General features: G+C 75.0%; 12 protein-coding genes. 7 read left to right on the top strand and 5 right to left on the bottom strand.

All coding sequences use genetic code 11. The features are described from left to right. Positions 1-53 precede the first annotated feature (53 nt). Positions 54-629, bottom strand: coding sequence for an NUDIX hydrolase family protein (locus OF852_RS12000; protein ID WP_271119393.1), 576 nt, complete (start codon positions 627-629; stop codon positions 54-56). 34 nt (positions 630-663) lie between these two features. Between OF852_RS12000 and OF852_RS11995 the strand changes: the two genes are divergently transcribed. Together OF852_RS11995 and OF852_RS11990 are read left to right on the top strand one after the other, a co-directional pair. Then, positions 664-1,308: an alpha/beta hydrolase gene (locus OF852_RS11995; RefSeq protein ID WP_333781462.1), complete on the top strand. Its 645-nt coding sequence runs from the start codon at positions 664-666 to the stop codon at positions 1,306-1,308. A 9-nt stretch (positions 1,309-1,317) separates the two neighbouring features. Continuing rightward, complete coding sequence (locus tag OF852_RS11990; protein WP_271119391.1) at positions 1,318-2,376, top strand: ATP-dependent DNA ligase; 1,059 nt, start codon at positions 1,318-1,320, stop codon at positions 2,374-2,376. Between the two features lie 6 nt (positions 2,377-2,382). Here OF852_RS11990 and ligD read toward each other — a convergent pair whose 3' ends face one another. Continuing rightward, positions 2,383-3,402, bottom strand: a complete 1,020-nt coding sequence (gene ligD / locus OF852_RS11985; protein WP_271119390.1) for a non-homologous end-joining DNA ligase — start codon at positions 3,400-3,402, stop codon at positions 2,383-2,385. A 163-nt stretch (positions 3,403-3,565) separates the two neighbouring features. On the opposite strand from ligD, the gene OF852_RS11980 reads away from it, so the two are divergent. The 3 genes from OF852_RS11980 to OF852_RS11970 are packed head-to-tail and all read left to right on the top strand — an operon-like array spanning position 3,566 to position 9,767. After that, on the top strand, positions 3,566-8,329 hold the full coding sequence (locus OF852_RS11980) for an ATP-dependent helicase (RefSeq protein ID WP_271119389.1): 4,764 nt from the start codon (positions 3,566-3,568) through the stop codon (positions 8,327-8,329). A gap of 2 nt (positions 8,330-8,331) precedes the next feature. Then, on the top strand, positions 8,332-9,111 hold the full coding sequence (locus OF852_RS11975) for a DNA-formamidopyrimidine glycosylase family protein (protein ID WP_271119388.1): 780 nt from the start codon (positions 8,332-8,334) through the stop codon (positions 9,109-9,111). A 32-nt stretch (positions 9,112-9,143) separates the two neighbouring features. Then, positions 9,144-9,767: a hypothetical protein gene (locus OF852_RS11970; protein WP_271119387.1), complete on the top strand. Its 624-nt coding sequence runs from the start codon at positions 9,144-9,146 to the stop codon at positions 9,765-9,767. A gap of 36 nt (positions 9,768-9,803) precedes the next feature. Here the strand turns inward: OF852_RS11970 and OF852_RS11965 are convergent, their stop codons facing one another. The 3 genes from OF852_RS11965 to OF852_RS11955 all read right to left on the bottom strand — a co-directional run bounded on the left by OF852_RS11965 (position 9,804) and on the right by OF852_RS11955 (position 12,102). Further along, positions 9,804-10,517 carry a M23 family metallopeptidase gene (locus OF852_RS11965; RefSeq protein WP_271119386.1) on the bottom strand — a complete coding sequence of 238 codons (714 nt, stop codon included), beginning with the start codon at positions 10,515-10,517 and terminating at the stop codon, positions 9,804-9,806. Between the two features lie 19 nt (positions 10,518-10,536). Then, a complete protein-coding gene (locus tag OF852_RS11960; protein ID WP_271119385.1) occupies positions 10,537-10,749 on the bottom strand; it encodes a hypothetical protein in 213 nt (70 codons plus the stop codon). A gap of 267 nt (positions 10,750-11,016) precedes the next feature. Continuing rightward, positions 11,017-12,102 (bottom strand): trans-sulfuration enzyme family protein, encoded by a 1,086-nt coding sequence (locus OF852_RS11955; protein WP_271119384.1) that lies wholly within the window; start codon positions 12,100-12,102, stop codon positions 11,017-11,019. Between the two features lie 140 nt (positions 12,103-12,242). On the opposite strand from OF852_RS11955, the gene OF852_RS11950 reads away from it, so the two are divergent. Continuing rightward, complete coding sequence (locus tag OF852_RS11950) at positions 12,243-12,503, top strand: hypothetical protein (protein ID WP_271119383.1); 261 nt, start codon at positions 12,243-12,245, stop codon at positions 12,501-12,503. Then, entirely contained in the window at positions 12,500-13,066 is a 567-nt protein-coding gene (locus tag OF852_RS11945) for a GIY-YIG nuclease family protein (protein WP_271119382.1), read from the top strand. The genes OF852_RS11950 and OF852_RS11945 overlap by 4 nt, the downstream gene beginning before the upstream one ends. Positions 13,067-13,089 lie beyond the last annotated feature (23 nt).

Genomic DNA, 13,089 nt, shown 5'->3' with positions numbered 1-13,089 from the left:
CGCGACGCCGGGGCGGCCTCCGGCGCGTCGGATCGGCGCGCCGGAGCCGAGCGCTAGCCGAGCACGCCGACCGAGGCGAGGGCCGCGCGGAGCAGGGTGCCGCGCCCGCCCTCCATCTCGGCGTGGACGGCGGCGCTCGAGGCCTCGGCGGGCGTCATCCAGGTGAGCTCGAGGGCATCCTGGCGCGGCTCGCAGGTGCCCGTGACCGGCACGACGTAGGCGAGCGAGACGGCGTGCTGCCGCTCGTCGATATAGGCGCTGAGCCCCGGGATCGGGAAGTACTCGGCGACCGAGAACGGCACCGGCGACGGCGGCAGCTGCGGGAACGCCATGGGCCCGAGATCCTTCTCCAGGTGGCGGAAGAGCGCATCGCGCAGCGTCTCGCCGAACATGACGCGGCCGCTCACGAGCGTGCGCGTGATGGAGCCCTGCGCGTTCGCGCGGAGCAGGATGCCGACGCTCGTCACGACGCCCATCCCGTCGACCCGCACCGGCACCGCCTCGACGTAGAGCAGCGGGAGGCGGCGGCGCACGTCCTCGAGCTCGGCGTCGCTCAGCCACGAGGAGCTCGCGTCGGGACGCGGCGGCTCGGGGATCGGATCAGGGTCAGGGGTGCCGACGGAGGCCATGCTCCATTCTTACCGGTCGGCTACCGTCGTGCGCGTGATCGATTCCGACGCCGTCATCTGGTCGACCCCGGAGGCCGAGCGCCCCGGTCGGCCGCTCCTCGTGCTGCTGCACGGCTACGGCAGCCACGAGGGCGACCTCTTCGGGCTCTCGCCGCAGCTCCCGCTCGAGCTCACGATCGCCTCCCTCCGCGCGCCGCGGCGCGAGGGTCCCGGCTACGCCTGGTTCTCGCTCGACGGCGCTGTGCCGGGCGCGCCCGTGCCGGAGCGGGTCGACCCCGCCGCGGATGCCGTGCTGGCGTGGGTGGCGGCGAACCGCGGCGAGGCCTCGAGCGTCGGGCTCCTCGGCTTCTCGCAGGGCGGCGCGATCGCCCTCGAGGCGCTCCGCCGGGATCCCGACGCGATCGACTACGTCGTGAACCTCGCCGGCTTCGCCGCGACCGCCGAGCAGCCGGGGGATGCCGTGCTGGCCGAGCGGCGACCGCCGGTCTTCTACGGGCGCGGTCTCGCCGACCCCGTCATCCCGGCCGCGGCCATCGACCGCACGCTCGACTTCCTGCCCGGCCACAGCGCGCTCGTGCTCGGCGCCTACGAGCAGCTCGGCCACGGCGTCTCGCCGCAGGAGCTCGCGGATGTCGTGAGCTTCCTGCGGGACCGGCTCGCGGACGCTCGGCGCGACTAGCCTGCGGGCATGACGGAGCCGGTCGACGCATCCCTCGAGCCGATGCTCGCGAAGGCGGTCGCCGCGGTGCCCGCGGCCGACGCCGTCGCGGGCGGGTTGCGCTTCGAGCCGAAATGGGACGGCTTCCGCGCGATCGTCGCCGTCGACGCCGAGGGCCGCGTCGAGCTGGGCAGCCGCGGCGGCAAGCTGCTCACGCGCTACTTCCCGGAGCTGGTGTCGGCGCTCGAGGCGCAGCTGGCATCCGGCACGGTGCTCGACGGCGAGATCGTGGTGCGCCGCGGCGAGCTCGGCGCCGAGCGGCTCGACTGGGAGGCGCTGTCGCAGCGCATCCACCCCGCGGCCTCGCGCATCGAGCGGCTCGCGGCCGAGACGCCGGCCTCGCTCGTCGCCTTCGACCTGCTCCAGGAGGACGGCGAGCCGCGGCTCGACCTGCCGTTCCGGGAGCGCCGCGAGCGACTCGAGGCGCTGCTCGCCGACGCGCAGCCGCCGCTGCATCTGACGCGCACGACCGCCGACGCGGAGCTCGCCGGCCGCTGGCTCGAGGACTTCGAGGGCGCCGGCCTCGACGGCGTGGTCGCGAAGCCGCTCGAGCAGCCGTATCAGCCCGGCAAGCGCACCATGCTCAAGATCAAGCACGAGCGCACGGCGGATGCGGTCGTGATCGGCTACCGCATCCACAGATCCGGCACGGGGATCGGCTCGCTGCTGCTCGGCCTCTACGACGACGGCGAGCTGCGCAGCGTCGGGGGCGTCTCGGCGTTCACCACGGCGCGGCGCGCGGAGCTCGTCGAGGAGCTCGAGCCGCTCGTGGAGCGCGACGCGGACGGGGAGGCGGTGCGCGGCGAGGGCGAGCGGAACCGCTTCAGCTCGGGTCGCGACACGAGCTTCGTGCGGCTGCGGCCCGAGCGCGTCGTCGAGGTGCGCTACGACCAGATGGAGGGCGCGAGATTCCGGCACTCGGCGCAGTTCCGACGCTGGCGGCCGGACCGGGACGCCGCCTCGTGCACCTTCGCGCAGCTCGAGGTGCCGGCGTCGTACGACCTCGCCGAAGTCCTCGGCCGAGCCTGAGCGGGCTCAGTCCTTCTTGGCCCGGCTCGGCGCGACGCGCGGCGGCTCGCCCGGCATCTTGGGGTAGTCGGGCGGGTAGACGAGCTCGCCGAGGCCGGCCGCCGCGTCCCGCTCCCACCACTCCAGGAGCGGGCGGATGCTGCCGGGCGCCGCATCCCATCCCTCCCACGGGTCGCCGAGCGAGGCGAGTCGCGCGGGCACGGTCGCGATCGTGTGCTCGGCGGGGTCGGAGCCGGGCAGCTCGTCCCACGCGAGCGGCGTCGAGACGGTCGCGCCGGGTGTCGCGCGAGGGCTGTAGGCGCCGGCGGTCGTGCGGTCGCGGGCGGCCTGGTTGTAGTCGATGAAGATGCGCTCGCCGCGCTCCTCCTTCCACCAGGAGGTCGTGACGTCGTCGGGCAGGCGGCGCTCGAGCTCGCGCGCGACCGCGATGACGGCGTGCCGCACCTCGATGTAGTCGTGCTCGGGCCGGATCGCGGCGACGACGTGGAGGCCGCGGTTGCCGCTCGTCTTGACGACCGGCTCGAGCCCGACCTCCTGCAGCAGCCCGCGGAGCACGAGCGCGACCTCGACGGCGTCGGCGTAGCCGCGCCCGGGCTGCGGGTCGAGGTCGAGGCGGAGCTGGTCGGGGTGGTCGCTGTCCTCCGCGGTCGCCGGCCAGGGGTGGAAGACGAGCGTGTTCATCTGCGCCATCCAGACGGCGGCGGCGATCTCGTCGACGACGAGCTGGGGATGCCGGCGCCCGCTCGGGTAGGCGACGGTCGCGGTGCGGATCCAGTCGGGTGCGCCCTTGGGCGGGTTCTTCGAGAAGAACCAGTCGCTCGAGATGTCGCCCGGGTAGCGCTGCAGGGAGATGGGCCGGCCGCCGTCGTGCCGGAGGAAGGGCTCGGCGACCGCGACGAGGTACTCGGCGAGCTGCAGCTTCGTGGTGCCGGACTCGGGCCAGATGACGCGACCGGGACTCGACACGCGCATCTCGCGCACGCCGTGCGGTCCCGGGACCTCGAGCTTCGCCGCCTCGCTGGCCATGCCGCAACGCTACGCCCTCCCTCCCCGGAGAGGTGGGTTTCTCCGCACTCGCCGCGCGGATCCTCGCGGCGAGTGCGGAGAAACCCACCTGGCAGGTGGGGGGCAGGTGTGCGTCGGCAGAGCGGGGAGCGGGATGTCGGCGGGCCCGGGCAGGATGAAGGCGATGGACGAGGTGCTCGACCGCTTCTCCCCCGCGACACGAGAGTGGTTCCGCGGGGCCTTCCCCGCGCCCACGGCGGCGCAGGCGGGTGCGTGGTCGGCGATCTCGGGCGGCGGGCACGCGCTCGTCGTCGCACCCACCGGCTCCGGCAAGACTCTCTCGGCCTTCTTATGGTCGCTCGACCGGCTCGCGAGCGAGGCGCCGCCGGAGTCCCCGAGGCAGCGGACCCGGGTGCTCTACATCTCGCCGCTCAAGGCGCTCGGCGTCGACGTCGAGCGCAACCTCCGGGCGCCGCTGGTCGGCATCACCCAGACGGCGAAGCGGCTCGGCGAGCAGCCGCCCGAGATCCGCGTCGGCGTCCGCTCGGGCGACACCCCGCCGGCCGAGCGGCGGGCGCTGCAGAAGGACCCGCCCGACATCCTCATCACGACGCCCGAGTCGCTCTTCCTCATGCTCACGAGCGCGGCGCGCGAGACCCTCGCGGGGGTCGAGACGGTCGTGATCGACGAGATCCACGCCATCGCGGCGACGAAGCGCGGGGCGCATCTCGCCGTCTCCCTCGAGCGGCTCGACGCCCTGCTCGCCCGCCCCGCCCAGCGCATCGGGCTGTCGGCGACCGTGCGGCCGGTCGAGGAGGTGGCCCGCTTCCTGGGCGGCCGGGCGCCGGTCGCGATCGTGTCGCCGCCCTCCGAGAAGCGCTTCGACCTCCGCGTGGTCGTGCCCGTGGAGGACATGACCGAGCTCGGCACACGGCAGCGCTCGGAGGATGCGGGGTCAGACGGCGAGGGCGGCCTGCAGTCGGCGGGCTCGATCTGGCCGCACGTCGACGAGAGCGTCGTCGACGCCATCCTGGCCCACCGCTCCACGATCGTCTTCGCGAACTCGCGCCGCCTCGCCGAGCGGCTGACGGCGCGGCTCAACGAGGTGCACGAGGAGCGGCTGACGGGCGTCGCGCCGGCGCGCTTCCCGGCGGAGGCGGTGGGCGGCTCGGGGGTGACGCGGCAGCCGGGCGCGGCGGCGGCCGGGGCGCCGTCGCCCGCGCCGGGCGGCACCGCGACCGCCGAGGCCGAGCACGACATCCCGCTGCTCGCCCGCGCGCACCACGGCTCGGTGAGCAAGGAGCAGCGCGCCCAGATCGAGGACGACCTGAAGTCGGGCCGGCTGCGCTGCGTCGTCGCGACGAGCTCGCTCGAGCTCGGCATCGACATGGGCGCCGTCGACCTCGTGATCCAGGTCGAGTCGCCGCCGAGCGTCGCGAGCGGGCTCCAGCGCGTGGGTCGCGCGGGGCATCAGGTCGGCGAGGTGTCGAAGGGGCTGCTCTACCCGAAGCACCGCTCCGACCTCCTCTCGACGACGGTCGTGAGCGAGCGGATGCGCACGGGCGGGATCGAGGCGCTCCACGTGCCGCGGCATCCCCTCGACATCCTCGCCCAGCAGACCGTCGCCGCGGTCGCGCTCGACGAGCTCGACGTCGAGGAGTGGTTCGAGCGGGTGCGGGCGAGCGCGCCCTTCGCCTCGCTGCCGCGGAGCGCCTACGAGTCGGTGCTCGACCTGCTCAGCGGGCGGTACCCGAGCGACGAGTTCGCGGAGCTCCGGCCCCGGATCGTCTGGGATCGCGTGGCCGGCACGATCGCGGGGCGTCCCGGCGCGCAGCGCCTCGCCGTGACGAGCGGCGGCACGATCCCCGACCGGGGCATGTTCGGCGTCTTCATCGTCGGCTCGGACGCCGACTCGCCGGGTGGGCGGCGAGTGGGCGAGCTGGATGAGGAGATGGTCTACGAGTCGCGCGTCGGCGACGTCTTCGCGCTCGGCGCGACGAGCTGGCGCATCGAGGAGATCACGAGCGACCGCGTCCTCGTCTCGCCCGCCTTCGGCCAGCCGGGCCGCGTGCCGTTCTGGAAGGGCGACGGCCTCGGCCGCCCCGCCGAGCTCGGCCGCGCGATCGGCGGCTTCGCGCACGAGCTCGCGAGCGAGGGCGAGGGGATGCGCGCGCGGCTCCGCGAGAGCGGGCTCGACGAGTGGGCGGTCGACAACCTGCTCGCCTTCGTCGCCGAGCAGCGGGAGTCGACGGGCACCGTCCCGACCGACCGCGTGCTCCTCGTCGAGCGCTTCCGCGACGAGCTCGGCGACTGGCGCATCGTCATGCATTCCCCGTACGGCATGCCCGTGCACGCGCCCTGGGCGCTCGCGGTCTCGGCGCGCATCCGGGAGCGCTACGGCGTCGACGGCTCCGCGATGGCGGGCGACGACGGCATCGTCGTGCGGCTGCCGGAGACGGATGCCGAGCCGCCCGGCGCCGAGCTGTTCCGCTTCGAGCGGGCCGAGCTCGACGAGCTCGTGACGACCGAGGTCGGCGGCTCCGCGCTCTTCGCGAGCCGCTTCCGCGAGTGCGCGGCCAGGGCCCTGCTCCTGCCGCGCCGCGATCCCGGCCGCCGCTCGCCGCTCTGGCAGCAGCGGCAGCGCTCGGCGCAGCTGCTCGAGGTGGCGCGCAAGCACCCCAGCTTCCCGATCATCCTCGAGACGGTGCGCGAGGTCCTCCAGGACGTCTACGACCTCCCCTCGCTCGGCGAGCTCGCCGACGACCTCGCGCAGCGGCGCGTGCGGATGGTCGAGGTCGAGTCCGCGGTGCCCTCGCCGTTCGCGCGCACCCTCCTCTTCGGATATGTCGCGGCGTTCATGTACGAGGGGGACTCCCCGCTCGCCGAGCGGCGGGCCGCGGCGCTGAGCCTCGACCCGACGCTCCTCGCGGAGCTCCTCGGCCGCGCCGAGCTGCGCGAGCTGCTCGACCCGGCCGTCATCGACCAGACCGAGCTGGAGCTGCAGCGGCTCGTCGAGGAGCGGCACGCGAAGGACGCCGAGGGGCTCGTCGACCTGCTCCGCATCCTCGGGCCGCTCACGCGCGAGGAGCTGCGCGCCCGCTCGCGCGAGGGCGTGCTCGAGGCCGAGGACACCGAGGGCGGCGTGCTCGAGGAGCTGGCGCGCGCCAACCGCATCCTCCGCGCCGGCGTCGGCGGCGAGCCGCGCTGGGCCGTCATCGAGGACGCGAGCCGCCTGCGCGACGCCCTCGGCGTCCCGCTCCCGATCGGCGTGCCGAGCGCGTTCCTCGACCCGATGCCCGACCCGGTCGGCGACCTCGTGAGCCGCTACAGCCGCACGCACGGGCCCTTCACGGTCGAGGACGCGGCCCGCCGGCTCGGCCTCGGCGTCGCGATCGTCGCCGACGCGCTCCGGCGGCTCGCGGGCGACCGCCGCGTCGTCGAGGGCGAGTTCCGTCCCGGCGCCTCGGGCGGCGAGTGGGTCGAGGCGGAGGTGCTCCGCCGGCTCCGCGCCCGCTCGCTCGCGGCGCTCCGCTCCGAGGTCGAGCCCGTGCCGCAGCCGGCGCTCGCCCGGTTCCTCGCCGACTGGCAGCACGTCGGCACGCCCGGCTCGGGTGCGGCGGCCGCGGAGGGCGGCGGGCGCGCGGCAGGGCTGCGGCCAGGCGGCCTGCGCGGCATCGACGGCCTCGTGACCGCGATCGACCAGCTCGGCGGCCTCGCCCTCCCGGCCTCCTCGTGGGAGTCGCTCGTGCTCCCCTCGCGGGTCCGCGACTACACTCCCGCCTGGCTCGACGAGCTCACCTCCTCGGGCGAGGTGCTGTGGGCGGGCGCGGGCGAGCTCGCGGGCGGCGACGGCTGGCTCGGCCTCCACCTCGCCGACACGGCGCACCTGACGCTGCCGGAGCCCGCGCTCGAGTCGCGCGAGGAGCTGCACGGCCGCATCATCGACGCGCTGGCCTCCGGGGGCGCCTTCTTCTTCCGCCAGCTCGGCATGAGCCTCGCCGCGACGGGAGATGCCGTGACGGACGAGGAGCTGAGCCGCGCCCTCTGGGAGCTCGCCTGGTCGGGGCTCGTCACGAACGACACGCTCGCGCCGCTCCGCGCACGCCTCGGGGCCGCCCCGCCCCGCCCGCGCACCGCCGCCGCGAGTCCGCGCACGACGGGCCGCCGGGGTCGCGCCGCGATGGCCGCCGCCCGCCGCACCGCGCGCGCCGCCGCCTCCCCCACCGGCTCGGATGCGCGGGTCGCCGGCCGCTGGAGCCTCCTCCCGCCGCCCGAGGAGAGCACGACGATCCGGGCGACCGCGCTCGCGGAGTCGCTGCTCGAGCGGCACGGCGTCGTCACGCGGGGGGCCGTGCAGGCGGAGGGCGTGCGCGGCGGCTTCTCGACCGTGTACAAGGTGCTCTCGGGGCTCGAGGAGACGGGCCGCACGCGCCGCGGCTACTTCGTCGAGGCGCTCGGCGCCGCGCAGTTCGCGACCCCCGCCACGGTCGACCGCCTCCGCGCCTTCACCGACCAGTCGCGCGGGGCCGTCGAGCCCGTCGCCGTCACCCTCGCCGCGACCGACCCCGCGAGCGCCTACGGCGCCGCCCTGCCGTGGCCGGGCGTCGAGGGGCATCGCCCGGGCCGCAAGGCGGGCGCGCTCGTGACCCTCGTCGACGGGCACCTCGCGCTCTACATCGAGCGCGGGGGCAAGACGGTGCTCACCTTCCCGCCGCCGCCGCCCCCCGAGACCTGGACGGAGGGGGCCGAGGCGCACGAGGCGAGACTCCGCGAGCTCGCCGCCGCCTCACTCGCCGCGACCATCCGCGGGAGCGGCGGCCGCATCCGCATCGAGCGCATCGACGGCGAGTACGCGGTCGGCACGGAGCTCGGCGACGCCCTCCAGCGCGCCGGCTTCGCCGCGACCCCGCAGGGCCTGCGCATCCGCCCCGCCGCCGGGCGGAGCTGAGCGTGCCCGAGGGCGACACCGTCTGGCGAGCCGCGCGCGCACAGCACGCCGCGCTCGCGGGGCAGGTGCTCGAGCGCAGCGACCTGCGGGTCCCGCGCTTCGCGACCGCGGACCTCTCGGGCGAGACGGTGCACGAGGTCGTCGCGCGCGGCAAGCACCTCCTCCACCGGATCGGCGATCTCACCCTCCACACCCACCTGAAGATGGAGGGACGCTGGACGGCGATGCCGCGCGGCGATCGCTGGCCGCGGCCCGCCCACGAGGCGCGCGTCGTGCTCGAGACGACGACGACGCAGGCCGTCGGCTTCTCGCTCGGGATCGTCGAGCTCGTGCCGACCGCCGAGGAGGATCGGGTGGTCGGCCATCTCGGCCCCGACATCCTCGGGCCGGACTGGGATGCGGCACGCGCGGTCGCGAACCTCGAGGCCGACGCCGAGCGGCCGGCTTTCGTCGCGGTGCTCGACCAGCGCAACCTCGCCGGACTCGGCAACGTCTACGCGAACGAGCTGCTCTTCCTGCGCGGCATCGACCCGCACCGGCCCGTGCGGGAGGTCGCCGACGTGCCCGCGCTCGTCGACCTCGCGAGCCGCCTCATCCTCGCGAACCGCGACCGCTCGATGCGGATCACGACCGGCGACAGCCGGCCGGGGGCTCGCACCTGGGTCTACGGCCGCGGCGGGAGGCCGTGCCGACGCTGCGGCACGCGGATCCGCCGGGGCGAGCTCGGGGCCGACGAGCTGAGCGAGCGGATCATCACCTGGTGTCCCTCGTGTCAGGGCTGATGATCGCTCGGATCTCCCGCTACGCTGACGCCGTGACCGATGCGACGCGCCCCGAGGGCCCCCAGGACAGCACCCCGACCGAGACGCCCTCCGCGGTGCCGCCGGCCCCGGCGATCTCGGAGCCGGGCGCCGTCGCACCGTATGCCGGCCCCGCGATCTCGGAGCCGCCGACCTCCGCCTTCGCCGGCCCCGAGCTCCCCGCCGAGAACGTGCCGCGCGGCACCCTGCTCGCGCTGCTCGCGATCCCCGCCGGCATCATCGTCTGGACGATCATCTGGAGCTTCGGCTTCATCGCGTCGATCGTCGCGTTCGGCGTCGCGGCGGTCGCGGTGTGGCTCTACCGCCGCGGGTCCGGCGGCCGCGTGTCGGTCGGCGGCGCCGTGCGCGTGACCGTCATCACCGTCGTCACGCTGCTGCTCGCCTTCATCGCCGGGCTGGCCTCCGACCTGCTGCCGCTCTACACCTCGCAGAACGGGATCACCGCGGTCCAGGCGCTCACGGACTCGACCTTCTGGACGATCCTCGTCCGCGCCGTCACGAGCCCCAGCACCATCGGCTCGGTGGGTGTGCAGCTCGGCATGGCGCTGCTGTTCGGCCTGCTCGGCTGCTTCGGGATCCTGCGCGGCACCTTCCGGCAGGCGCGCGAGTCCGCCTGATCCGGCGACCGGGTCGGCCGGGTCAGGCGGTCGTCGCTATTTGCGCCGCCACTCCGTCTCGAGGTCCATCGGCGTGACCGTGCGCGGGATGTCGTAGGCGTCGAGGAGCGCCCAGAACTGGGCCTGGCTGACCTTGAGCACCTTGCGGTCCGGATTGAACTGCTTCGCGACGAACTCGAACTCGACCTTGCGGGAGGTCGAGAGGTACGACGAGTTGTTCCAGCGCCGGAGCCGGCCCAGCGAGATCGTGTAGCTCCCCTTGTGCGCTCCGCTCGCGAGCGTGACGGCGATGGGCATCTCTTCTCCTTCGTACATGTTCGACGCGGGGCTGAAGTAGTCCCACGGGTTGCGGCGGACGCCCTTCGGGTCGAGCAGATGCCAGTGCAGGTGCGGGGCGACCCCGCCGGTGTTGCCGGTGTAGCCGACGATCTCGCCGGCCGCGAACTTCCGCCCGCTCTTGCCGACGTAGGCGCTGAGGTGCGAGAACACGTCGCGCCACCCGGGGTTCGCGGTGTGCTCGAACTCGCAGCTGTTGCCCGCGGAGCCGTTCTTGGGCTTGTGGCGCATGGTGCCGTCGGTGCGCGCGTAGACGGGCGTGCCGATCGGCGCGACGATGTCGATGCCGCCCCGCGGGCCGCCCGGATCGCGCCGCGTGCGGTCGAGATGGTGCTGCCACGACACCCGGGGATCGCGGTCGTCGAGCGCGATCACGGTCGAGGGCTCGGCGAGGAAGTAGTTGATGAGGCTCATCGGCTGTGCTCCGGGACGCTCAGGCGCCGCAGGCCCAGTCCTGCCAGTCCGAGGATGCCTTCACCATCGGCTCGACGACGGGATCCGTCGCGAGGGGGTCGTCGAGCACCAGGTCGAGATCGTCGGCCCGCGCCGACGAGGACGCGGCCAGGAAGCCCGCGCTCGACGCGATCGCGGCCAGGCCGCCGATCACCATCCGCCGTGACAGCACGGTTCCCGTCGTTTCCCCCATCCCGACAGTAGAACCTGATCGGAACCTGCACGACGTCCCCCAGTTCGAGGGTCATCGGCGTGTCGCGCCGACATCCCGGCGATTCGCGTGCTTTCTGCGACTCCCCCTGCTGCATGCCGCGAGGCTATCCCGCACCCGCCGTTCCGCCCCGGAGGCGCGCGTGCCCCGCACGCCCCCGTCGGGAGGGGATTCCGGCGACACGCCGCGTCGGAGGGGCGACGCGCCGGGCGGCGGCCCGTCTCCCCTCCCGGAGAAGCGGGCGGCAGCTCAGCCGAGGGTGTCGAGGGACCGCACGAGATCGGCGTGCAGGTCCTCGATGTGCTCGACGCCCGTCGAGAGGCGCACGAGCCCCTCGGGGATCGTCGGGGCCTCGCCCGCCCAGCGTCGACGGCGCTCCAGCGTCGACTCGACGGCGCCGAGGCTCGTCGCCTGGCGCCACAGGCGCACGCCGGCGACGAGCGCGTCCGCGGCCGCCGCATCCGCGAGCACGACCGAGACGATCGCCCCGAAGCCCGGGTAGCGGACCTCCGCGATTGCCGGGTGGAGGTCGAGGCGGGCGGCGAGCTCGGCCGCGTTTTGCTCGGCGCGCTCGAGGCGGAGCGGGAGGGTGCGCAGGCCGCGCAGCGCGAGGAAGGTCTCCATGGGGCCGGGTGCGGCGCCGTGCATCGACCGGCGGCCGAGGACCTCGGCGTGCAGCGCCTCGTCGCGGACCGCGACCGCGCCCATGAGCACGTCGCTGTGGCCCGCGATGAACTTCGTCGCCGAGTGGAGCACGAGGTCGGCGCCGAGCTCGAGCGGACGCTGGCGGAGCGGCGTCGCGAAGGTGTTGTCGACGACGACGAGCGCACCCGCCGCCTTCGCCGCCGCGATGACGGACGCGAGATCGACGACCTCGAGCGCGGGGTTCGACGGCGACTCCATCCAGACGAGGGCCGCGCCCGCGGCGGCCTCGATGACCGCCGCGGTGTCGACGGCATCCACCTGGCGCACGACGACGCGGCCGCGCTCCTCGAGGTGCCGCAGCTGCGAGAGCGTGCCGAGGTAGGAGTGGCGAGGCACCACCACGACGCCGCCCTGCGGCACGAGGTCGAGGAGCGCCGAGGAGGCGGCCATCCCGGAGGCGAAGGCGAGCACGCGGCCGCCCTCGAGCGCGCCGAGCGCCTCCTCGAAGGCCGACCAGCCGGGGTTCGCGTAGCGGCCGTACTCGCGCTCGCCGCCCGCGATGTACGTCGAGGCGAAGGTCACCGGCACATTGAGCGGCTCGTCCGGCAGGGCCGCCGGCCGGCCCGCGACGACCGCGAGCGTCTCGGGACGGAGGCCGTCGAGGTGGTGGGCGTCGTTCGCATCGGGCACGCGGCAACGCTATCGGCTCGGCGGACGGGGGGACGACGCGCCCGACACGCCGCCCGGACTTGCGGATCGAGCCGCGGTGCGCGCACGATGTTCGAACATCCGTTCGACCGGGCCGGCGGCGATGTCCCGAGAGGAGCGACATGATCCGCCTGCTCAGCGAGCCCGTCATCGTGCACACCCACCGCGGGCGGCCGACCGCGATCGACTGGAGCGGCCGGCTCTGGCGGGTCACCGACGACCCCACCCCGATCCGCGAGCGATTCGACCTCGGCGTGACGCATCCCCTCGAGCCGCTCGTCGGCTGGCGCTTCCAGGGCACGGCGACCGACGGCGAGGCCCGGGTCTTCGATGCGCGTCTCCGCCCCGAGGGCGGCTGGGAGCTCGTCGGGGTCTACGCGTGACCCCCGCGCGCTGCGGCGCGGGCGGCCGCCGCGGCGCGCCCTGCCGGGGCGCCGTGCCGCCGGGCTCGCCCGTGCCGCTCTGCCCGGCCCATCTGGTGCTCGCGGCCGACTGGGTCGCGGGCGAGCTGGGGGTGCCGGATGCGCTCGAGCGCCCCTGCGCGGCCTGCGGCTCGCGCGTCGGCACGCGCTTCCCCTCCGGCACGCTCTGCGGGGTGTGCGAGTGGCGCGTCGGCGACGTGCCGGATCTCGAGCTCGGGCCGGCGCGCGTCGAGGTCGTGTACTACCTGCGGGTCGCCGACCGCGTGAAGATCGGCACGACCGGCGCCCTCGAGCAGCGGATGCGGCAGCTGCGGCACGATGAGCTGCTCGCGATCGAGCCGGGCGGCGTCGCGCGCGAGCGGCGGCGGCACGAGCGCTTCGCGGAGCTCCGCTACGACCGCACCGAGTGGTTCCGGCTCGGGCCGGCACTGCGCGCGCACCTCGCCGAGCTGACGACGCTCGAGCCGGACCCCTGGGCGCACCACGCACGGCTGCGCGCCTCGGCGCTCGCGCTGCGGGCGTAGCGCCCGGACGCTCCTCGACCGCG

Source organism: Homoserinibacter sp. YIM 151385 (assembly GCF_027912415.1).
GTDB lineage: Bacteria > Actinomycetota > Actinomycetes > Actinomycetales > Microbacteriaceae > Schumannella.
Note: the sequence above shows the minus strand (reverse complement) of the source record. Positions and strands in the feature narration are given on the sequence as shown.

Bases quoted from the DNA above. Each gene is read 5' to 3' on its own strand.
- OF852_RS12000 (WP_271119393.1), bottom strand. From the start codon at position 629: ATGGCCTCCGTCGGCACCCCTGACCCTGATCCGATCCCCGAGCCGCCG.
- OF852_RS11990 (WP_271119391.1), top strand. From the start codon at position 1,318: ATGACGGAGCCGGTCGACGCATCCCTCGAGCCGATGCTCGCGAAGGCG.
- ligD (WP_271119390.1), bottom strand. From the start codon at position 3,402: ATGGCCAGCGAGGCGGCGAAGCTCGAGGTCCCGGGACCGCACGGCGTG.
- OF852_RS11980 (WP_271119389.1), top strand. From the start codon at position 3,566: ATGGACGAGGTGCTCGACCGCTTCTCCCCCGCGACACGAGAGTGGTTC.
- OF852_RS11965 (WP_271119386.1), bottom strand. From the start codon at position 10,517: ATGAGCCTCATCAACTACTTCCTCGCCGAGCCCTCGACCGTGATCGCG.
- OF852_RS11960 (WP_271119385.1), bottom strand. From the start codon at position 10,749: ATGGGGGAAACGACGGGAACCGTGCTGTCACGGCGGATGGTGATCGGC.
- OF852_RS11950 (WP_271119383.1), top strand. From the start codon at position 12,243: ATGATCCGCCTGCTCAGCGAGCCCGTCATCGTGCACACCCACCGCGGG.